The organism is Vibrio sp. STUT-A11 (assembly GCF_026000435.1).
GTDB lineage: Bacteria > Pseudomonadota > Gammaproteobacteria > Enterobacterales > Vibrionaceae > Vibrio.
Window position 1 is genome coordinate 1,146,796 of the sequence record NZ_AP026763.1, and the last position, 20,029, is coordinate 1,166,824.

A 20,029-nucleotide genomic window follows, 5' to 3' on the forward strand; every position below is an offset into this window, starting at 1 on the left:
ATTTAGACAAGGTTAGAGTGCATGCTGCCGAGTATATCAGTTGTTATTCCTGCTAAAAATGAACAAGGGAATATCGGTAAGTTAGTGAAAGAAATTCATGATAGTTTGAAGGCTTATCCAGAAGTAGAAATTGTGATTACTGACGACGGAAGCACAGATAACACAGTGCAGGAAGCCCTTGATGCGGCGCAGGAGTGTGGTTGCGACCTGCAAGTTGTTAGTCACGAGCAAAGTTGCGGACAAAGCACCGCTGTTTTGACGGCGGTTAAACACGCGAAAGGTGAGTGGATTATTACCTCCGACGCGGATGGTCAGAATGACCCTTCAGATATGCCAAGTATGCTAGAACTTGCGGCTAAAGTGACTAATCCGCATTTTTGTATTGCGGGTTACCGGGCGAAGCGCTTGGATACGGCTTGGGTTCGTTTTCAGTCAAAAGTCGCCAATAAAGTTCGTCATGCTTTATTGGGTGATGGTGTACCCGATTCAGGCTGTGGTCTGAAGGTTATCCCTAAAGCGACTTATTTACGTTTACCTTACTTCGATCATATGCATCGCTTTTTGCCTGCATTGATCAAGTCGCTTGATGGTGAAATTGTGGTTCATCAAGTCGCACACCGAGACCGAGAAGCTGGAACCTCAAACTATAACGCCTGGAATAGAGCGTGGGTTGGTATCGTTGATTTGTTTGGTGTGATTTGGTTGCAAAGACGCACTAAAAATCCACTGGTTAAAGCGGTGAGTATTGCAGGTACAGAACAAGAAGAATGAAGTGGTTGAAACTTTTTTTACTCATTGCAATCGGGGTTTTGATTGCGAATCAACTTGATAACCCCGTTTTGGTGCACTTAACGGATAAAAACTGGCTAGTTGGTTACATCCAACAAAATGGTATGACGGGAGAGGTGGTGGTATTTACTTTCAGCGTTATATTTTTATCTTTAAGTGGTCCAAAGCAAGCAATCGCACTGGTATTTGGGTATTTATATAATGTTAACCTAGGCGTGGCTTTGACATTATTAGCTTGTGTTGTTGGTGCCACTTTTAATTATTATTGCGCTAGGTTTATCTTCGCCAACTGGTTATATCGTCATTTTCCTAAGAAAATGATTAAATTCAATTCATTTGCTAGTCGAAAGCCTTTTTATAAAATATTGCTGTTGCGTTTGTTTCCTATTGGAAATAATGTCGTAACTAACGTCTTATCAGGGAGTGTTCGCGTCCCTTTTTTTGCTTTTCTATCTGCAAGTGTACTTGGTTATCTCCCGCAAGTTATTATCTTTGCTCTGATGGGAGCTGGTATTCAGTCATCCAGTAATACAATGATATATCTCAGTATTTTCTTTGGCATTGTTAGTGCGTTGCTGACTGGTTTTCTGTATAGAGATCATATTAAAAGCCGTGTTGAACTATTAAATATGGAAGAGGAACTATGAATCCCGTTGTCGCGAAGTCTAGGCAAATTTGGCAAAATGAAGACTATTACCAAACGCTCTGCTTCTTGTTAATCCTCGCTATTATCATCATTTTTTCTGGCATTGGTCTACGTGATCCTTGGCCAGCAGATGAACCTCGCTTTGTCGAAGTGGCTCGTGAAATGGTTCAATCTGGTAATTGGTTTTTCCCAACACGCGGTGGGGAGCTTTACCCGGATAAACCGCCGGTATTTATGTGGTCAATGGCGGCATTTTACTGGCTGACGGGAAGCATCAAAGCGACCTTCATGTTGCCTAACGCGATGGTTAGCTTGGTTGCATTAATTTGTTGTTATGACATTTCGGCAAAACTGTGGAATGTGAAAACTGCTCGAAATGTCGGTTTTTTATTACTGCTGGCTCCGCAATTTATTATCCAGGCTAAAGCGGCTCAGATTGATGCTATGGTCGCGGCTTGGATTACCATTGCGATGTATGGGTTGTTGCGACATTTCTTTGTAAAGACCAGTTGGGGATGGTACGGCGTTGCGTGGATTTTCATGGGGCTGGGCATTATAACGAAAGGCGTTGGTTTCCTGCCTGCCTTATTCTTAGTACCCGTTTTGTTGCTTCATTTTACGGGCAAACATCGATTCGATGATGCGGTCTCCTGGAAACTGCTGCTTGGTCCAGTGTTTATGTTAGCGACCATTGCATGCTGGCTGTTACCTATGATTTCGATTGTTGAGATAAGCCACAACCCGGATTTTGCAGCATATAAAGATAATATCTTGTTTAAGCAAACGGGAGAGCGCTACGCAAATTCTTGGGGACATATTAAGCCTTGGCACTATTTCATCGTCAGTGTCATTCCGGTTATGTGGTTCCCGCTTTACTTTATCTTCTTTAACAAGAACTTCTGGAAGCAGTTACGTTTGTCGCCTGCGCTTATCAGTGTGCTGTCGTGGATTGTACTGGTTATCGTATTCTTTAGTATCAGCCCAGGGAAACGAGGCGTGTACATCTTGCCAGCACTACCAATGATGGCGATGTTAGCTGGCTATGCCTTTAGCCATCAGTCATGGCCTTCATGGACAAGCAAAGTGCTAAAAGCTCTGACACTTGTTCTTGGCGTGGTTCTTTTTGTGGGTGCAGTGATGGTGGCACTGGAGGTCAAATCCATCACCAAACATTTAGATGACTATGAGTCCGCACTGCCCTTCGCGGCGTTCTTTTTAGTCGCAGCGATAATATGGGTAATCGCGTTCTTCAAATCTCGAACTGTTCCTGCTATTGGCGCATTTTGGGTGGCTCTGTCGCTAACATGGATATGGTACAGTTTTGCGGGCTACATGCTGATAAACCCAATTCGTACACCAGCAAAAGAAATAATGGCGCAAGCTCATAAGGCGATTGGTGAGGATGGGGAGTTGGGGCTGACTCAGTTTAAAGAGCAGTTCTTGTTATTTTCGCCAGTATCTTTGACACATTTCAGTTACTTGTCAGATAGTAAAGAACAAGAACGTAATGCATGGCTATGGATAAATGAAAAGCCAAATCGTTACATTCTTACCCATGATGGCCATGAGAAGCTTTGTTTTGACATCAACAAAGCGAAGCCACTCGGTAATGCACATCGTAAAGACTGGATGTTATTGGATGGATCAAGTGCGCTCGAGAGTTGTGAGCCGCCTAAAACCATCAAACGTTATGAGTTACATGTCGTCGAGCCTTACTCATGATAGATAGCCGGTATTTATAATAAGGGGAGCAATACGTTCCCTTTTTTTGGCTTCAACTAAACTCTTACAGTTGTTGCGCGATGTTATCTGTAAGGTTTTCCAGTCCTGCCGAAAGTGCTCCAACCAGAGCATCGTAACCTTCATCCTGTAAAGGCATTAGGATTTTGACAGGAGAACGATGTTGCACTTTGCCTTTAGCATCAATCAACATCCATTCGCCTTCAAGCTCTGCATTCCCTTGGTAATTACCATTGAACTTATGCAAACTCAGCTGCAGTTTGTTCTCGCCACTTTGATCAATGAGGCTATGCACTTTCACTGGCCAGTAGTGACTTTGCTTATGGCGCAGATCGGCGATGATTCGTTGCGTAATTTGCTCTGAAATACTCTGCGCCCACTGATTCTGTTTCGCCTGAATAATTTGTGACTCTGACGTGCGATAGACAATACCACTGTCATTAAGATAACTGGCTAGCTCAACAGGGCGAACAACGAGAAGAGGACGCTCAGTCACTGCTGCGCTACTCGTTACCTGAAACTCTGCTTGCGGTAACAGATACATTGAGCCTGTCGTTTCTGGTGCGCTACTACAGCCAGCTAAAAGCGCAGAAATTAAAAGAAATACACGTTTCATTATTTTTGCCCTCTCACAGGTACCGGATCACTGGTTTCGTCTTCTCCAAACACGAGTGAGTTTGGTTTTTCGTTTAGTTGTTTTAGGACAGGTTTAAACTCGGTCATTACGCTTTCGAGCTCTTTGAGCGTCAATTCCATTTCGCTGTACATGGTCGAGTTAGGGCCGTAACCATCAAGTGTTTTTTGTAGCTGTTGCAGGCTCTGACGAATATCCGCTGGGATTTTCTGGGTATCGTTCTGACTTAACAGCTTATCGATACTGTTTGCCACACGCTCCGCTGAAGCTAAAGTCCGTTCTGATGTCTGCAGTGTTTCATTTAACGAGTTTAGCGTGTCTTCCATTGGCAACTTGTTGAGTTTATCCAGGAAGTCATTCACTTGTTTCTGAACCTGAGCAAATCCACCACGCATGGTTGGGAATACCTCTAAGCCCAAAAACTCGTCTGGTACGTATTTCTCTGCATCTGGATAGAAATCGGTGTCAATGTACAGGGCACCAGTGATCAAGCTACCCGTTTTCAATGTACCACGCAGGCCTTTGGCAAACTCCAGTTTTAATGTTTCGGTGTAGTCAGACATTGAATCAGTGTGGAAGTGCTCGAATAAGCGACCTAGTTCGATACGTACCAGTACCGGAATTCTTTTCACTGAAAAACTTTCTTCTTGAGTGGGGAAGCGCAACGGCACTCGCATGACTGTACCAATTCGTAGACCTCGGTACTCGACAGGTGCTTTCGCTTTTAGGCCCCGGACGGATTCATCAAACAACATCACAAACTCAATGTACTCGTCGTACATGCCCTCACGAAGCTGTTTAGCGTCATCGTATAAGCGGAAACTCGCTAATTCTTCCGTTAGAGGCTCGCCAGAGCCTATCCCCGGAATGGAGTCAAAGGTTACGCCTCCTGTCAGCAAGCTTTCAAGAGAGCCGAATTTTAACTCAAAGCCCTCGGTATTGAGTTGTAAATCTACGCCGGAATTGAGCCAAAACTTGGTGCGTGTACGGACTAAATTGTCGTAGGGCTTAAAGATAAAGAGTTGGTAAAGCGCCTGACGGGAATCAACATCAAAACTGGTTTTCTCCACGCGTCCAACGGTAAAACCTTTAAAGATAACCGGATCGCCGACGCCCAGTTTTCCCGCTTCGCGGTGAGTTAAAACAAGGCGCAAACCTTCTGCATCGGGAGCCGCAACGGGCGGCACATCAAGTACCGTAAACTTTTCTTTCTCTTCATCTGACTTCCCAGGTTGTAGCTGAATGTAAGCGCCAGAAAGTAAGGTTTCTAGTCCCGAGACGCCTTCACGGCCGATACGCGGTTTGACGACCCAAAACATGGTGTCGTCCTTAAGCATGCGCGCCGCATCTTTGTTCATCTGCGCTTTAGCGATGATGTGGTCGTAATCTTCGCTAAGTGTGACTTCAGTAATAACGCCAACTTTTACATTGAGCGCCCTTATCTCGGTCTTGCCAGCTTCAATACCTTCGGCTGTCGGTAGCTGCAATGTAATTTGTGGGCCAGTACTGTTGATGTATTGAAACAGCATCCACGCCCCCATGACTAGCGCAAGGATCGGAACCATCCAAATAGCAGAAACCTGCTTTTGCGGTTTTATTTGAGCGGTTGTGTTGTTCTCATCACTCATATTTGGCTTTCTCTTTTAATTCAGGCATTGGCTCTTGCACATCACTTTGTGGCGTGTGCCACAACAAGCGTGAGTCAAAAATCATGGCAGAGAGCATGGTGAAAATAACCACTGCAGCAAATGACAACGCAGCAGGTCCAGGATAAATCGCCATCAGGTTTTGCAACTGAACCAGAGCAACCAAAATAGCGACAACAAAAATATCAATCATTGACCAACGGCCAATAAATTCGGTTAAACGATATATCTTCAAGCGTGAAATACTTTCTTCCGGTGGAAGGTATCGCGCTCTTTGTGCTTGAGTATACAACCACGCAAGTGCGAACATTTTCGCCAGCGGAATGAAAACGCTGGCGAAGAAGATCACCATCGCAATCGGATAGGATCCTAGGTGCCAGAGCAATATCACCCCTTCCATAATGGTTGAGCCTTCTGAGTGGCCCAGGCTAACGGTATACATCATCGGGTAGAGGTTAGCCGGAATATAAAAGACGATCGACGCGAAGAGTAAAGCCCACGCTTTTTGCAAGTTGTCGGCAGGATTATATCGGTGAAGCGAGCTTTTGCAGCGAATGCAGGCTTTATCTTCGATGCGATTTATCTGATGACAAGTATGGCAGCCAATATGGTTGTGGTTATGGTGGGTATCACCTTCTGCTACTCCAGGTACCTCTACGGCAGGAATAAAGTGACCCCATAACCAGCTTCTATCGACCATCGAAATGCACTTTACGACTAAAACGGTGTAAACGCAGAAAGCCCAGAAAGAGGTTCCCATACCAATATCGGCAAGCGAAGCGATTTTGATTAAGCTAACCAACACGCCAATCAAAAATACATCGACCATCAGCCAGGGCTCGACCTTAAATAAAATGCGACACAAGACTTTTGCCATCCTCTGTTGCTTTTTAGAGGGGGAGCGTTTCAGAGTTTTCAATGCTTCAAAATGGAGAAAGAGAATTAAGCCCACATAGATGGTAGGCAGGACAACCACCGTTGCTAATAGCAGTAGACCAAGCAGGACATTTTTGAATTCGGCCAGCATTTTGGCGGCGTGCAGTAAAGTGATCTCTTGAGATAAGCCTTGCACACTAAAAGACATAAAAGGAAACGAGATGCTGAGTACCAGCATGATCAAACATGCCGATGAAATAGCAATGACACTTTGATATGGCTTCGCGTTAACTTTAGTCAGTGAATGAGAACAGCGAGGGCACTGGGCTTTCTGTCCTTGCTCTATCTCAGGAATACGGACAACGAGACCACATTCTTCACATGAAATTAACTGACTTGAATTTGGTTGAGTACTCATGGAATAGGATTGTAAATCATTTGTCCAAACAAGACTCTGTTTTACAGTAGATACTTATATAAGGCAAAGCTTTTAACACAAATTATACTTGCATTATAGCAACCAATTGGTGTAGGTGATTTTCACTCGTTTAGTTATTTTGTGTGCAAATAAATTGGACGCAAAGTAGGTGCAGAGAAGGAAATTAACCTTTCTTCAAACGAGGATTAAACTGTTGAACAATTACTCAAGTTTGTCGGTGAGAAACAGAGAATTGTTGGTGGAAGGGAGAGAATACCCGCTCCCCATAATCGGAGCAGGTATTTTACTTTATTCAACCGTACTGCTTTCAAACGCATTTGCGCCCAATTGTTTACCGTTGAGTACTTTTCCGTAGTAGCCTTGATGCTGGTGGTATTTTTCAGCGTTTTCGGCGACACTACCTTTAAAACGAGGGTCTTGAGGACGTTCGTGACTGTTAACGTAAGCCGCTACATCCCACGCTTCTTGCTCGGTTAACTGTACGCTTTTTCCGAGCGGCATGTTTTCGTAAATAAAGTAAGCTGCGGTGTTGATACGGTGCATACCCGCCCCCCAGTTATAGGTGTTTGCCCCCCAAAGTGGCGGAATGTAAGAGTGACCATCGCTGCCTTTGATGCCCGAACCATCAGCGCTATGGCAGGTTTCGCAGTTTTTTGCGTAAACCAATGCGCCTCGCTCCGGTGACGGCGCTTGTTCTGGTGCCGGTATCTTAGGGTAGCCGCGTCCGGCTAGGTTGCCACGCTCTTCCACAGGTAGTGCTTGAGCAATCGCTTCTGGCAGCGGGAAGTCTGGCGCTTTGCCGCCCGTTTGCAGCGTTTTGGCGTCTATCTCAGGAATCGGTTCATCTGTCATTCCATGTTGGTCAAGCAAACCACCCATGGCCAACCAGTACGCGTAAGAACTCAGCGCGATGATTTCTGGTGAATCGTAAGCGGGTGCTTTGCCGTTCATGGAATATTCGAAACAGCCCTGGATACGGTCGGCGTAGCTGTTAACGCGATCGTTTTTCTTACGGTAAGCAGGGTAGGCCATGTAGGCGGCCCACAACGGTGCTGCATTGGCTTTACGACCTGCTTCCATATGGCAGTTCACACAATTTTGCTCATTGCCCACGTACGTTCCGCGCATCTGTTGAGAGTTCACAAACAGCGAATAGCCACGCTTTACTTGTTCGCCAAATTCCGTATTGGCAATGGTGCTGAGATCGCGGGGCTTCAGGTACTCACTCTGGGTTTCTTTTTCAACCGCTGGCAGTTCTTTTTGGCGATCGGGTAATTCATCGTTCGCTATCGCAGCAGCAGAGACCACAGGTAACACGAATAGAGAATACAGAAGTTTCATGTCTGCTCCTAATAACGTAATGAGGCAAAGTAGTAGGAAAGGTTTTCGATCTCTTTATCGGTGAGATTCTTCGCGATGGTGCTCATCATATTGAGTGGATCACCACTACGAGTGCCATTTTTCCACGCCATCAACTGTGCTTTTAGATAGTCGGCGTGCTGGCTGGCCAGGCGAGGGAACTTGTCGACCCCCATACCGCTGGCTCCATGACAGGTTGCACAGGCGGGAATGTTGCGATCCCAATCTCCCTGGAAGATTAACTTACGATAAGGGCTGCGTATGTCGGCCTGGTCGCCGCGTTTCTCTGGGTTTGAGAACTCATAACTGGGTAAGTTTGCATAGTATTCAAGGACTTCTTTACGAACGCCAGGGTCGCTGACTTCTTGAGCCATACCTTGCATAACCGGATCTTGGCGTTCGCCACTAAGGAAGAGTTCTATTTGCGTGTTGAGATAGTTCGCGTTTAAACCGGCAATCATAGGAGCGATATTGACCTGGCCCATACCATCTTGACCATGACAGCCGCTACATACGCTGGCCTTTTCGGGAATAGACGAGGCGCTTGCGCTCATTGTGGTTGCCAGCAAACAGGCTGTGGCCACCGAAATAAATTTTGACATGCTGACTCACTTTGTCGTTTTTATAATCGTAATATTGTCTTCTTTATCAATAATTGACGGTATTGTGGATTTCCACATATTTGACGGTGAGAATGTGCGACGGCTGCCCCAAAAGGACAGCCCCAAAGGTTAAGCTTTGACTATCTTAGCTGGCAGGGATTGACGTGCCGCCGCGCCGACGACCCAATCCAGTAAAACGCCTTTCCCTTCTCGGGTGGGGTCTATCAAGCCAATGTCGTTGATGTTAACCCCATCTTGGTGGCGACTCTGCACTGGCTGTTGCTTATCGCCAATCCAGTGCGAGCGTTGTCCTAGCTCGGTATGACCAAATCCATGCTCAAATCCGAGTGTGCCCGGGCGAATCCCACTGACCACCATTGCGAGGGCTTTGGTGCTTGCCGACGGGGTTTGGATAATAAATTCATCGCCGGTTTCAAGACCTGCTCGCTCGGCATCGATAGGGTGGATATACACTGGATTCACCCCTTTGATGGAGTTCAACCTTGGCGACAAATTTGATACTGCACTGTGAATGTTGGACTTAAAATTCGTCAGGCTGAAAGGCCATTCCGAACTCGGGTATTGTTCTTCCATAGGCGTACCGTCTGCCAGTTTTTGCGGATGCCAGGTAGGACAGCCAGTATAGAAATCACCGGTCATGGTGTTTCTCGCACTGCCGACACGCTCATTCCAAATCGCAACGGGGCGTGTCCATTTGTGTTTCATCTGCTCACCTTGATACGCTTCGGTGGCATTTTCGAAACGCCCGCCGCGAGCAAAAATAAACGCCACGCGTTTCATCTCATCTGCTGTCAGCGTTTTTTGCATACTTGGCATCAAGCGTTCCAGGCCAGACCAGGCAATATCTTCAGCCGAAACTTCAGGCACACCACCTTTCACGTAGGCTAAGTTGGCTGCCGATCGTAAGTAGAAATCTTCTGCGCTATGCAGACTGTGCCAGTGACCTTGAGCGTCTTGAATTACCTTGTCACCGAATCCGCCCAGTTGCATTTTCTTAGCCACATCAATCAAAAAGTTCTCTAAGCAAATCGAGCGACCATCGGCAGTTTTAGCGGTTCTCGCTTCCACAATCGGCCAGCGAGCGGTCACAGTTTTCACGGGTACGCCATGCCAAGGTGTTGCCATACCCCAGCTTTCGTAGGTTACAGTGTCTGGCACAATATAGTCCGACAGTGCCGTGGTTTCGTTGATGAACGCATCCACGGAGACAATCAATCCAAGCTGCTTTGGATCTTTAAGCTTGTCTTCCAACAACGTTTTTAAACCGGGTACGCCATATATCGGGTTGGCCATATGATTGATCCAAGCCTTGACGCGGTATGGGTAACCATCAATAGCAGCAGACAGATGTTCCGTCAGCAGTGGTGCCGCAAACGGATACCAAGGCGCGCGAGTTGGGTAAGGGGATTCGCCAGACGATACGCGACGTTTGTATTCGCTGGTCTTGTGGTACGGAAATTTACTGCGAGAGAGAAAGACGCCTTTTGGTGCGACCTTACCGGGAAATTGGGTGAAGTCATAACGCGGCCCGTTGGCTGAGGTTGGATATCCTCCCGCTTTCGCCATTGCGCCGCCTTTCATGTTGATATTACCGATCAGCGCATTGAGCATCATGATGGTAAACGCATTGTAGAAACCATTGGTGTGCATGTTGCCACCGTGGGTATCGACGACTGCTTTTGTACCGTGACAGGTAAAACGTTTTGCTAATGCGACAATTTGTTCGACAGGGATTTCACACTGCTGACTGTAAAACTCCAAGTTGTATTTAAACGCCTCTTCTTTGAGTCTTTGCAGCGACGACTTTACCCGAACATCACCCGATGTGAGTGTCACGGTTTTATCGACAAACAGTGCTGCTTCACCCGTTTGGGTATGGACGCCAAATTCGCCGCTTTGCTCATCCACGATGACATAAGGGTCCGACTCAGACAGTGCTTCACCTTCGAAAGGCAGGCCTAGATCTGATGCACGCAAAAATGTCCCGTTTCTTGGGTGCTGCTCATCGCTGATCACCAGATGAGTGGCATTGCACCAGTGCGCGGTGCCTGCGCGTTTCATTGCGTTTGCGCCCGGCTGCGCTAAGAAGGTTTTATTGTAGCGTTGGTTTCCCAAGATCCACTGGATCATGCCAAGCACAAGGGCAGAATCGGTTCCGGGTTTAATCGGTATCCAGCGGTTGTTGTCACCCGCTGCCAAACTTGACGAGCCCGCAGGCAAGCTTGGCGTGATGATGCTGTACTCCAGTTTACCGTTGGTCCGCGTATTGGCGAGTTGCCGAGCCTGACGCTTAAATGGATTACCGGCTTGAGCGGGTGACATACCGATAAAGATGATGTATTCCGCGTTGTCAAAATCTGGTTTCAAATGCGCGTACTTATCTAAATCATTCATGAATGCGCCGCTGCCAGCACGGAAAGCGTAGCCACAGTATGAACCGTGGTGCCCAAAGTTACGCGTACCATAGCTATTGAAAGCGAAGCGTTTAAAGATGTCGTCTCGGCCTTCGTTTCCGGCATTCGTCATTAACAGTTGGTTGGCTTTCGGACCATATTCCGGGTTATCTGGATCAACAGGAGATTGTATATCGCGAATCGCGCGCAACCCGTCGACATGACCTTCGCCAAATAAGTCGCCGCCTTCTACGACTTCTTCTAATAATTGCTCGTAGCTAATCGGCATCCACTTTCCATCGCCACGTTTTCCTACGCGTTTGAGTGGCTGGGTGATGCGGTAAGGGCTGTTACGGATCTCTAACATGCCATTGCCTCGGGCACAGGCCGTTGAGCGACCTTCAAGACCTGCTTCTCCCGCCAAACCTAAATAAGCGTCTTTGACTGGGGTATCGAAAGGAATATGGTGAATTTGCGAAAGCGGGTGATACGGGTTGCCACTGATACGCAAAATTTCGTCATTGCGGTTATCAATGCGTACACGCAAGCCACACAGTGACCAACAGCCAAAACACATGGACGGTGCAACGCGCTGGTTCGGGTTGGGGATGAGGTTGCCTTTATTATTGACGGTGTATTCAGGTTCCAGAGAGTTTCCGTGGTGACTATCGCGGGTCTTTTTACCTGCAGTGCCTTCAAGTGCGCCTTCTACCATATGTTTGGTGGTCGTGGCATACCCTGCAGCGAATGCGCCAAGCCCACCCACTGCAAGGCCTGATTTCAAAAACTGACGGCGTTTGTTATCCATGATGAAACCCTCTTCAATTAGCGTTGAGTTAAGGTGGAAATTGACGTGTTTTCAGAGCTCGTTTGTGGCCTAGGTTGAACCAGTTCTGAGCCCAGTAAGGCCAGTGCTAGCCATAATCCAAACATACCAATAATGCCTATCAAGCCATTTCCATCCATGGTTAATTGGTACGGATACAGTCCAGCATCGAATTTGGCAATGGTTTGTACTTCCATGATGGTGAACCAGCGAATCAGCCATGCGCTTGCCAGTGCGGTTAATGGCATGCAAAACAACGCAAAGATGCGGCGGAAATAAAAAGGCGTGCACGTTTTGCTGTCCTGCAAGATGATGAACGCGAGTACGGCACAGCACAAAACAACAAAAGTGAGCAGGGCAATGTTGTACACCCATTGGTCACTTGAATAGAGTGAGAATGCTGAATTATTGGAAGCCCAAATTGGGAGAAGTATCAGCGTCAATGCGCTGCTGGTTATCATGGATTTTTTCAGTAAATTGATATCACCAGCAGTGAGTACTTTTGACTCGTTAGGCAGCAGTAGCCAAATAAGCAGGGAGAAGCCGACCGCACCCATAAATGATGTGACGAACCAAAGGATAGGGGAAGCAGGTTGATGCCATAGAGAGCGTGACTGAACGACGGCGATTTCAGCACCTGTGTACAGCGCGATGGTTATGCCTGATAACACGGTGATTGTCGATATCATCAGCATGGCTCTGCGGGAGATTTGCCACTCACCAAGCGACAGCTTTGATAACAGAGGGAGGACTTTCCCTGGTTGGTTGCGCAAAGCGATCAAGTCCTGGCGCAGATACAACCATGCTGTTATCACCGCTAGCCCTGAAAACACTGGCAGAAACAGTGATCCCAAAGACATCCACGACCACGGGGTGAAATGGGCGTAAAAATGCCACGCACGACCGGGTTGGTGAAGATCGCCTGTTAATGACAACGGTCCCACGATAGCGCCTATGGCCAAGGTTAGCACCAATGCAGCACGCAGCTGGTGGCTGGTGTATTGCGCAAACAGCAATGCGATCAGGAAAAGAATCGCGGCAGCATATGCGGAGCCGATATAGAAGAAATATTGCACTGCCCACGGGAGCCAAGCCATCGCATGAGGTTGGACTAACACTTCGGTGATGTTCATGCGTGTTCTCCTTGTGGGTCGTAAATCGCCGGTTGTCCGTTTATATGGTCGGTAAAGCGTTCATCCATGCCGATATAAAACACATGCGGATTGGTGCCTTCGTTAGGTTTAAGCACTTTAATCTCGTGTTGATGTTCCGCGATTAAGTTGCGAATTTCGCTGGATGGGTCATTCAAATCACCAATCACGCGAGCACCGCCAACACAGGTCTCCACACAAGCAGGCAGTAATCCTTGTTCTAAACGATGAGCGCAGAAGGTGCATTTATCTGCTGTCAGTGTGTCTTGATTAATAAAACGAGCATCATAAGGGCAAGCTTGTACACAATACGCACAGGCGACGCAGCGGCTGTTGTCCACCATAACGATTCCATCTTCGCGCTGAAAAGTCGCCTGAACGGGACAAACTGCCACGCAGGGCGGGTTGTCACAGTGGTTGCAAAGGCGAGGGAGCATAAAGGCTTTCGCTTCTCGTGTGGTTGTTGAGCCATCATTGAGGGTGACTTCGTACTGTTTGACTGTGGTACGGAACTGTCCAATAGGCGCCTGGTTTTCAATGCTGCAACCCACGGTACAAGCTTGGCAGCCGACACATTTGCGTAAATCAATCACCATGGCGTAACGTTTGCCGACGTGTCCTTTTCGGTCGGGGGAGTGGTTATTTCGAATGACATTTCCCGCCGTGGCAGTGCCAATACCTGTAATTGGGATCAGCGCGGCACCGGCTGGGACAGCGCTGAGAAAGCGTCGTTTGGTGGAATCCATAACTCACCTGCTTAGTTGAATTTGAACTGACTGATTCCATTGTGAGAAATGCTCCGCAGAGCCGATATAGTGGATTTCCACATACCCAGATCAAACTTGATCTAAAACAAATGTGGTTTAGGTAATGTAGCTGTTATTCTTGTTCCATCATTTGCTTAGGGAAGATTCGACCTCATCATGAAAAAAACATCGCTGTTGTGTCAGGTTTGGATTCTTTTCTTGGCTGTATTCTCCTCTTTGGTTCAGGCAACTTCTTCGTTACAAATTGAGCAACAAGGCGTTAAACAGCCGGAGGTGACGCAGAAGGAGTTTAAGCAGAAAGTCGAAGTCGGCGTTTTAGCGATACGCGGTCACCTCTATGCAGAGCAGAGGTGGCAACCGACGATCGATTGGCTGAATCAACAAATTCCCGATGTGCACTTTGTACTTCATCCGCTGAACCTGGATGAGATGGGGGAAGCGGTGAAGTTGCAGACCATGGACTTCATCTTAACCAACCCCGGTCAAGCGGTGCGACTAGGCAGGCAATACGCGCTTTCCTGGATGGCAACATTGACCAGCCGCGCACCGCAAAATTCCAACTACGGCATTGGCTCAGCGCTTGTGGTTCGTGCCAGTTCGACCTATAAAACACTGCAAGACGTATCGGGTTTACCAGTCGCAGCGGTGGCGGAAAAAGCCTTTGGTGGTTACTTAACTTTGCGTTACCAGATAGTTGAAATGGGGTTTGACCCAAACGATTTTTTTGCAGATGTTCGCTACCTCGGCTTCCCTATTGATGCCAATCTCTATCAATTGCGTGATGGTAATGTGGAAGCTGCCGTTGTGCCCGCCTGTCTATTGGAACAGATGCAAAATGAAGGGCTGTTGCAGCAAGGTGATTATCGAGTTTTAAATCAGCAGCCGAACGAAGGTTCACCATGTGCGGTATCGACGCCGCTTTACCCCAACTGGTCATTTGCCAAAACAGAGAAGGGTTCCTCCCAGCTGGCTAAAAGAGTCGCTCAGGAGTTACTTGCTATGCCCTCAGACCACCCTGCCAGCATTGCGGCTGGTGCGTCGGGATGGACATCACCAGTGAGTTTGCTAAGCATTGACAAACTTTATCAGGCGCTAGACCTTCACCCTCTGCAACAACCATGGTGGCATGATGCACTGCGCTGGCTGCGTAACCATCAGGAATGGGCATGGGCGCTGTTCATTTTTGTGATTGTGTTGAACGTTTACCACTTTTGGCTTGAGTATCGTTTCAGTAAAAGCAAGCAGGCATTGGAACAGACGTCGCTGAGGTTGAAAGAAAAAAGTGAGCAGTTGGAGCACTCACAGAGAGTTGCCATTGTCGGAGAAATTGGTAGCAGTCTGGCTCATGAGCTAAACCAGCCGTTGGCGGCGATTCGTAACTATAGCGAGGGTGGGCTACTTCGCTTGGCTAAGAAACGTCCCCACGAAGATATTGTCCCTGTACTTGAGAAAATACAGGGGCAAGTAGAAAGGGCCGATGCGATCATTCAGCGCTTGAGAACCTTGATCCGCAAGCGCAGCGTCGATAAAGCGCCGTGCGATATTCAAGCGCTAATCGATGACACGATTGAACTGCTTCACTTTCGACTACAAAAGCAGAATGTTTCCATTGTCACCAGCGCCGAAGGAGAGGTTCGTCCTATATTGGCGGATGCCGTTGGCGTCCAGCAAGTTTTGGTTAATGTGATCAATAACGCGATTGATGCCTGTGCTTTGTTTCAGGGAAAATATCACTCGTCCGGTTATCAGAGTAAAATTTCCCTGCACAGTGACTACCAGGCTAAGCAGCTTTCCATTCGAATATTGGATAATGGCACAGGGTTACAGCATGATAACCCTACCCAAGCGTTCGTCAGTACTAAAGAAGAAGGGATTGGGCTGGGCTTGGCGATCTGTCGTGATGTGATGGAATTACACGGCGGCGATTTTCTCATCCATTCGACTACGCCACACGGTTGTTTAGTTGAGCTTGTGTTTCCATATCAGAGCTAATCAGCATTAGGAGCAGTTAATGAGCAGCAGTGAAAAGCAGCTACCTGTCTATGTGGTCGACGATGATGAATCGGTGCGTGATTCGCTGGCATTTATGCTGGAGGAACATGATTTCAGAGTCTCAACCTTTGCAGACGGACAGTCCTTTCTTGATGAGGTCGACATTCATCAGGCGGGGTGCGTGATTCTCGATAGCCGGATGCCCAACCTTCGTGGTCAGCAAGTGCATCAAATTCTTAATCAGGCGAATAGTCCAATCTCGGTGATCTACCTGACGGGTCATGGTGATGTACCGATGGCCGTCGATGCATTGCAGGCGGGGGCGGTCAACTTCTTCCAAAAGCCTGTCAAAGGCGATGAATTGGCACAAGCGATTCTGCAAGGTCAGGTGCTATCGGCAGCCAGCCTTGATACGGCCGCTGCAAAATCGGCCTATGCGTCGCTAACGCCTCGTGAAAAGGATATTTTACGCTTAATCATCGAAGGCAAACGCAACATTCGCATCGCTGATGAGCTTTGCATCGCGATGAGAACGGTCGAGGTACATCGCGCCAGTTTAATGAAAAAGTTTTCTGCCAAAACGGTCGCCGAGTTGGCGTACATCTATGGCAAGTTAGCGCTTCAGTAAGTGGGGAGTAGGAGTAAACGGGTTCAGACTCTGGCTACATCAACAGAAACACTGAGGTTGTGTGTCTCACCACCATCAAATATCACGCCCTGCAACGGTGGAACATCGGCGTAATCGCGTCCCCAGCCAGTAACGATATGCTGATCGTGAGCGATCAAATCGTTGGTGGGATCAAACTCGACCCAGCCGAGATCAGGAACAAAAATCGCAAACCAAGCGTGAGAGGCATCGGCACCGACGAGTTTTTCCTTGCCCGGAGGCGGCAGGGTTTCTATGTAACCACTCATATAACGTGCAGCGAGGCCAACAGATCGCAAACAGCCTATCGCCAGTTGGGCATAGTCCTGACACACGCCACGTTTCTCTTTTAGAACCTGCTCGGTTGGGGTTGTTACGTCGGTTGCGGTTGGATCAAAAGTAAACTCGGTAAATATTTTATGGGTAAACGCCATGGCCGCTTTTAACACTGGCTGATTGTCACTAAACAGTTCTTGTGCATATTGTCTGAGGTTCTCTGAGCGCTTTATCTGCAATGAGTCTAAGCAGAACTCTTGCGCCAACCTAATCTCGGCACTTTCTGCGCGAGCCATAATATCTCGGAGTTCACCACAGGTGAGCGGATGGTTTTCTATGACCTCAGCCCAGTTGTGCGGTTGGACTTCCAAAAAGCTGGTGACATCGATGGTGAGTTCATTATGTGGTTCCTGAATGGAGAAGTAAAAGGTTTCGTTGCCGAAATAATCCTGCCCTTCATTCTGGTACAACGGCTTTGGCGTCACCTTAATCTTGCGGTTAAAACAGCGCTGATTTACCGTATCCCTGGGAAGCAGGTGTGCCATGTTATAACAAAGTGTCACCGGCGAACTGTAGGAGTAGGTGGTTTTATGCTGGACTTTGTATCTCATACATCCAATTTCCATTTGGGTTTAATCAGCTGTTGTGGCCCAGCTGTGTGATCAAAGTATTTATCGCTGACCAGTGAAGTAAACTGCTCCAACTGGGCGATAATCTTATTCATCAGAGCGCCAAATTCCTCTCTGGTCTGGTTGTTTGGGTTGGCCTTTGATAGCTGCTCTAAGTCAGTAAGCTGAATATCATTAAGCGTTAGTAGGATCAGCCTGTACTCGCTGGTTAATCCACCGGGAATAAAGGTATGGTTATCCGGGAGCATGTTTAGAAACTCTTTCAGCTTCTCAGTCTGGTAAACCAATGAACGCGGATTTGAAGGATCGACCATTAACAGATCCAGGCCAAAGGCGACCCGGGTTCTGGTGCGATAGCGTCTTCTGAACGAAATGAGTGCTTCCATACTAAGTAGTACTGACTCCAGTACTTGTTGCTGCGGCAAACTCTCTAGTTTGATGCTTAAGGTAGACTGGAACAGTTTTGCGGTCTGAATTGCCCTTTCGGTACGCTGACCTATCTGCTGAAATATCCAGTCTTGTCCTCTAAGCATGCTGTCGTTGCTCAACCCTGACAGTGCCAACAGCATGGTCATCAAGTTATCCAGCGATTCTTCTGGCGCTTCAGGCAAGCCGCTGACGTACGCTCTGTCCAACTCGTTGAGGTTGTCACGCAGCTTGTTAAGGACAATTCGAGTATCGGCAGACAGGCGATCCCTTACCTGATCACTGCAGGAGAGCATGGCCAGTAAGTTGGATTTAATACTGCCTATTCGGTTGCCGTTCACCACTAAGTCGGCCAGTTCCGCATCTGGGTTTTCGAGCAGATCGGAATTACCTTCAACGAACCCTGGCAGGCAGTTGGTTTGCAAAGAGATGGCCTTTAAAAGTGTATTTCTTGCCTGTGATGATAGCTCTTCAATACCATTAAGTTGTTTAAATAACACCCGCATCAGGCGAATACTTAACTCTGCACGCTCTGCATAACGTCCAAACCAGAAGAAGTTTTCAACCACCCGGCTTGGCACATTCCCATGCTGTGCAACATGAAAGCCAGGTTCGTCGAGCAGTGACTGATGCGTCAGATCCGGCTCATTGGCGGTTATCCAGGTATCCTTACTACGAGCGCCAGATAGACTGGTAACGATGTAGTCATTATCTGATTGAGTTACTCGACTTAACGCGCCTGGCATTACGCAGTATTGGTCACCATCTGCGACGGTAAAGGCTTTCAGTAGGCTATGTCGGCTCTTTATTTTAGAACCTGAACAGACAGGAACCGTAGAGCCAGGAATATAAGTTTGCGCGACATACTGTTTTGGGTTTGCCTTAATCATCTCCAGCGTTTTTATTCTCTCTTGCGCTGATAAACAGTGGCCGTAAATGGTCTGGCTGCGAGCTTTTCGATAAGAAGGCTTGATAATCAGGTTTTCGAGGTTTTGTTCAACAAACTCTATGGTTGCGTCAATACCGCACCATAGAGTATCAACGCTACGGAGCTTCAAAGGTTCACCCAGCAAGTATTCACATATCTTCGGAAGAAACGCCATCAGTACCGGAGATTCAAGAACGGCACTACCCAGCGGGTTGGCGAGTACGACATTGCCACTTCGTGCAGCTTCGAGCAGCCCTGGAATGCCAAAGAAAGAATCTGGTCGCAGTTCTGACTGGTCACAGTCGTTGTCGTCTGTACGGCGTAGAATCACATCAACTGGTGTTAAACCAGAGAGGGACTTAAGCCAAACCTTGCCACTTCTCACTGTTAAGTCCCCGGCTTGTACCAAAGGGTAGCCCAAATAGTTGGCTAGGTAGGTGTGTTCGAAATAGGTACTGCTTCCTGAGCCTGGGGTTAAAAGTACGATCCTGGGTGTGTCGGTTTTGTGCGCCGCAAGCTGACTGAGGGTGTTTTTCATGGTCTGGAAGAAGCTGGAAAGGCGTCTTACATTGCTACGACGAAACACCGATGGCAGTACTCTGGATATCACGGTGCGGTTTTCTAACGCATAACCTGCACCTGAGGGCGCTTGAGTTCTGTCGCTGATGACGATATAGGAGCCGTCAGCGTCGCGAACAAGGTCGATAGAATGGAAGATAAGATTTTTCAATCCCGGAATCTCAATCCCGTAGCACTGGCGCAAAAAGCCGGGGTGGGAATAAATAATCTCTGCGGGTATCACGCCATCTTTAATGAGCCGTTGTTCGCCGTAAATATCTTTCAGAATCAGATCAAACAAATCCGAGCGCTGGGCCAGACCTTTCTCTGTCTCTTGCCATTCACTCTGGTCGATAATATTCGGCAGCACGTCCAGAGACCAAACCGTAGGTGAAAGTGGGTCGTTTTTCAGATCATAAGTCGCACCGTCATCGCGCAAAATCCGCTGAGCGCGCTTTTGTAAATCTTCTAGATGCCCATCTTTCAGTTTATCCAGATGAGTAAAGAGAGGTTGCCAGTGTAATCTGGTTTGCTGGATGTCATCATACGCCTCATCGTAGGCCTCTTTTGCTGCCTGATAAGGACCAATTAGGGGCGTATTCTCTTCCTCCCCGGCGTAGTCTGAAACGAATTGACTCATATTATCTTTTTGCTACTACCTTGTGAGTTATTGCCTAGTATATAC

15 protein-coding genes are annotated in these 20,029 nt (G+C 47.6%); 5 read left to right on the plus strand and 10 right to left on the minus strand.

The window, feature by feature from the left end; genetic code table 11:
- Positions 1 to 21 precede the first annotated feature (21 nt).
- The 3 genes from OO774_RS05420 to OO774_RS05430 are packed head-to-tail and all read left to right on the plus strand — an operon-like array spanning position 22 to position 3,157.
- Positions 22 to 771 carry a glycosyltransferase family 2 protein gene (locus tag OO774_RS05420; RefSeq protein WP_264905351.1) on the plus strand — a complete coding sequence of 250 codons (750 nt, stop codon included), beginning with the start codon at positions 22 to 24 and terminating at the stop codon, positions 769 to 771.
- On the plus strand, positions 768 to 1,436 hold the full coding sequence (locus OO774_RS05425; RefSeq protein ID WP_264905352.1) for a VTT domain-containing protein: 669 nt from the start codon (positions 768 to 770) through the stop codon (positions 1,434 to 1,436). The genes OO774_RS05420 and OO774_RS05425 overlap by 4 nt, the downstream gene beginning before the upstream one ends.
- Positions 1,433 to 3,157 (plus strand): glycosyltransferase family 39 protein, encoded by a 1,725-nt coding sequence (locus OO774_RS05430; RefSeq protein WP_264905354.1) that lies wholly within the window; start codon positions 1,433 to 1,435, stop codon positions 3,155 to 3,157. The genes OO774_RS05425 and OO774_RS05430 overlap by 4 nt, the downstream gene beginning before the upstream one ends.
- Positions 3,158 to 3,221: 64 nt before the next feature.
- Here the strand turns inward: OO774_RS05430 and OO774_RS05435 are convergent, their stop codons facing one another.
- The 8 genes from OO774_RS05435 to dsrO form a co-directional block, all read right to left on the minus strand.
- Complete coding sequence (locus OO774_RS05435; RefSeq protein WP_264905356.1) at positions 3,222 to 3,791, minus strand: ABC-type transport auxiliary lipoprotein family protein; 570 nt, start codon at positions 3,789 to 3,791, stop codon at positions 3,222 to 3,224.
- On the minus strand, positions 3,791 to 5,437 hold the full coding sequence (pqiB, locus tag OO774_RS05440; protein WP_264905358.1) for an intermembrane transport protein PqiB: 1,647 nt from the start codon (positions 5,435 to 5,437) through the stop codon (positions 3,791 to 3,793). Before pqiB ends, OO774_RS05435 begins: the two co-directional genes overlap by 1 nt.
- Entirely contained in the window at positions 5,430 to 6,749 is a 1,320-nt protein-coding gene (locus tag OO774_RS05445; protein WP_264905360.1) for a paraquat-inducible protein A, read from the minus strand. Before OO774_RS05445 ends, pqiB begins: the two co-directional genes overlap by 8 nt.
- 309 nt (positions 6,750 to 7,058) lie before the next feature.
- A complete protein-coding gene (locus OO774_RS05450; protein WP_264905361.1) occupies positions 7,059 to 8,111 on the minus strand; it encodes a c-type cytochrome in 1,053 nt (350 codons plus the stop codon).
- Between the two features lie 8 nt (positions 8,112 to 8,119).
- On the minus strand, positions 8,120 to 8,731 hold the full coding sequence (locus OO774_RS05455) for a c-type cytochrome (protein WP_264905363.1): 612 nt from the start codon (positions 8,729 to 8,731) through the stop codon (positions 8,120 to 8,122).
- Positions 8,732 to 8,860: 129 nt separating this feature from the next.
- The gene (locus OO774_RS05460) at positions 8,861 to 11,953 is read right to left on the minus strand and encodes a tetrathionate reductase subunit A (protein WP_264905365.1); all 3,093 of its coding nucleotides are present in this window, start codon (positions 11,951 to 11,953) and stop codon (positions 8,861 to 8,863) included.
- Positions 11,954 to 11,970: 17 nt separating this feature from the next.
- Positions 11,971 to 13,104, minus strand: a complete 1,134-nt coding sequence (nrfD, locus tag OO774_RS05465) for an NrfD/PsrC family molybdoenzyme membrane anchor subunit (protein WP_264905367.1) — start codon at positions 13,102 to 13,104, stop codon at positions 11,971 to 11,973.
- Complete coding sequence (dsrO, locus tag OO774_RS05470; RefSeq protein ID WP_264905369.1) at positions 13,101 to 13,868, minus strand: sulfate reduction electron transfer complex DsrMKJOP subunit DsrO; 768 nt, start codon at positions 13,866 to 13,868, stop codon at positions 13,101 to 13,103. The genes nrfD and dsrO overlap by 4 nt, the downstream gene beginning before the upstream one ends.
- A 177-nt stretch (positions 13,869 to 14,045) precedes the next feature.
- Here dsrO and OO774_RS05475 point away from each other — a divergent pair, with 177 nt between their 5' ends.
- Positions 14,046 to 15,881: a sensor histidine kinase gene (locus OO774_RS05475; RefSeq protein WP_264905371.1), complete on the plus strand. Its 1,836-nt coding sequence runs from the start codon at positions 14,046 to 14,048 to the stop codon at positions 15,879 to 15,881.
- A gap of 19 nt (positions 15,882 to 15,900) precedes the next feature.
- The gene (locus tag OO774_RS05480) at positions 15,901 to 16,509 is read left to right on the plus strand and encodes a response regulator (protein WP_264905373.1); all 609 of its coding nucleotides are present in this window, start codon (positions 15,901 to 15,903) and stop codon (positions 16,507 to 16,509) included.
- A 23-nt stretch (positions 16,510 to 16,532) separates the two neighbouring features.
- Here OO774_RS05480 and OO774_RS05485 read toward each other — a convergent pair whose 3' ends face one another.
- Positions 16,533 to 17,414, minus strand: a complete 882-nt coding sequence (locus OO774_RS05485; RefSeq protein WP_264905375.1) for a transglutaminase family protein — start codon at positions 17,412 to 17,414, stop codon at positions 16,533 to 16,535.
- Entirely contained in the window at positions 17,411 to 19,984 is a 2,574-nt protein-coding gene (locus OO774_RS05490; protein ID WP_264905377.1) for a circularly permuted type 2 ATP-grasp protein, read from the minus strand. Before OO774_RS05490 ends, OO774_RS05485 begins: the two co-directional genes overlap by 4 nt.
- Positions 19,985 to 20,029: the final 45 nt, after the last annotated feature.

What these genes read in the sequence shown, in the direction of transcription:
- OO774_RS05420 (WP_264905351.1), top strand. Translation starts at nt 22, where the DNA reads ATGCTGCCGAGTATATCAGTTGTTATTCCTGCTAAAAATGAACAAGGG.
- OO774_RS05425 (WP_264905352.1), top strand. Translation starts at nt 768, where the DNA reads ATGAAGTGGTTGAAACTTTTTTTACTCATTGCAATCGGGGTTTTGATT.
- OO774_RS05430 (WP_264905354.1), top strand. Translation starts at nt 1,433, where the DNA reads ATGAATCCCGTTGTCGCGAAGTCTAGGCAAATTTGGCAAAATGAAGAC.
- OO774_RS05435 (WP_264905356.1), bottom strand. Translation starts at nt 3,791, where the DNA reads ATGAAACGTGTATTTCTTTTAATTTCTGCGCTTTTAGCTGGCTGTAGT.
- pqiB (WP_264905358.1), bottom strand. Translation starts at nt 5,437, where the DNA reads ATGAGTGATGAGAACAACACAACCGCTCAAATAAAACCGCAAAAGCAG.
- OO774_RS05445 (WP_264905360.1), bottom strand. Translation starts at nt 6,749, where the DNA reads ATGAGTACTCAACCAAATTCAAGTCAGTTAATTTCATGTGAAGAATGT.
- OO774_RS05450 (WP_264905361.1), bottom strand. Translation starts at nt 8,111, where the DNA reads ATGAAACTTCTGTATTCTCTATTCGTGTTACCTGTGGTCTCTGCTGCT.
- OO774_RS05455 (WP_264905363.1), bottom strand. Translation starts at nt 8,731, where the DNA reads ATGTCAAAATTTATTTCGGTGGCCACAGCCTGTTTGCTGGCAACCACA.
- OO774_RS05460 (WP_264905365.1), bottom strand. Translation starts at nt 11,953, where the DNA reads ATGGATAACAAACGCCGTCAGTTTTTGAAATCAGGCCTTGCAGTGGGT.
- nrfD (WP_264905367.1), bottom strand. Translation starts at nt 13,104, where the DNA reads ATGAACATCACCGAAGTGTTAGTCCAACCTCATGCGATGGCTTGGCTC.
- dsrO (WP_264905369.1), bottom strand. Translation starts at nt 13,868, where the DNA reads ATGGATTCCACCAAACGACGCTTTCTCAGCGCTGTCCCAGCCGGTGCC.
- OO774_RS05475 (WP_264905371.1), top strand. Translation starts at nt 14,046, where the DNA reads ATGAAAAAAACATCGCTGTTGTGTCAGGTTTGGATTCTTTTCTTGGCT.
- OO774_RS05480 (WP_264905373.1), top strand. Translation starts at nt 15,901, where the DNA reads ATGAGCAGCAGTGAAAAGCAGCTACCTGTCTATGTGGTCGACGATGAT.
- OO774_RS05485 (WP_264905375.1), bottom strand. Translation starts at nt 17,414, where the DNA reads ATGAGATACAAAGTCCAGCATAAAACCACCTACTCCTACAGTTCGCCG.
- OO774_RS05490 (WP_264905377.1), bottom strand. Translation starts at nt 19,984, where the DNA reads ATGAGTCAATTCGTTTCAGACTACGCCGGGGAGGAAGAGAATACGCCC.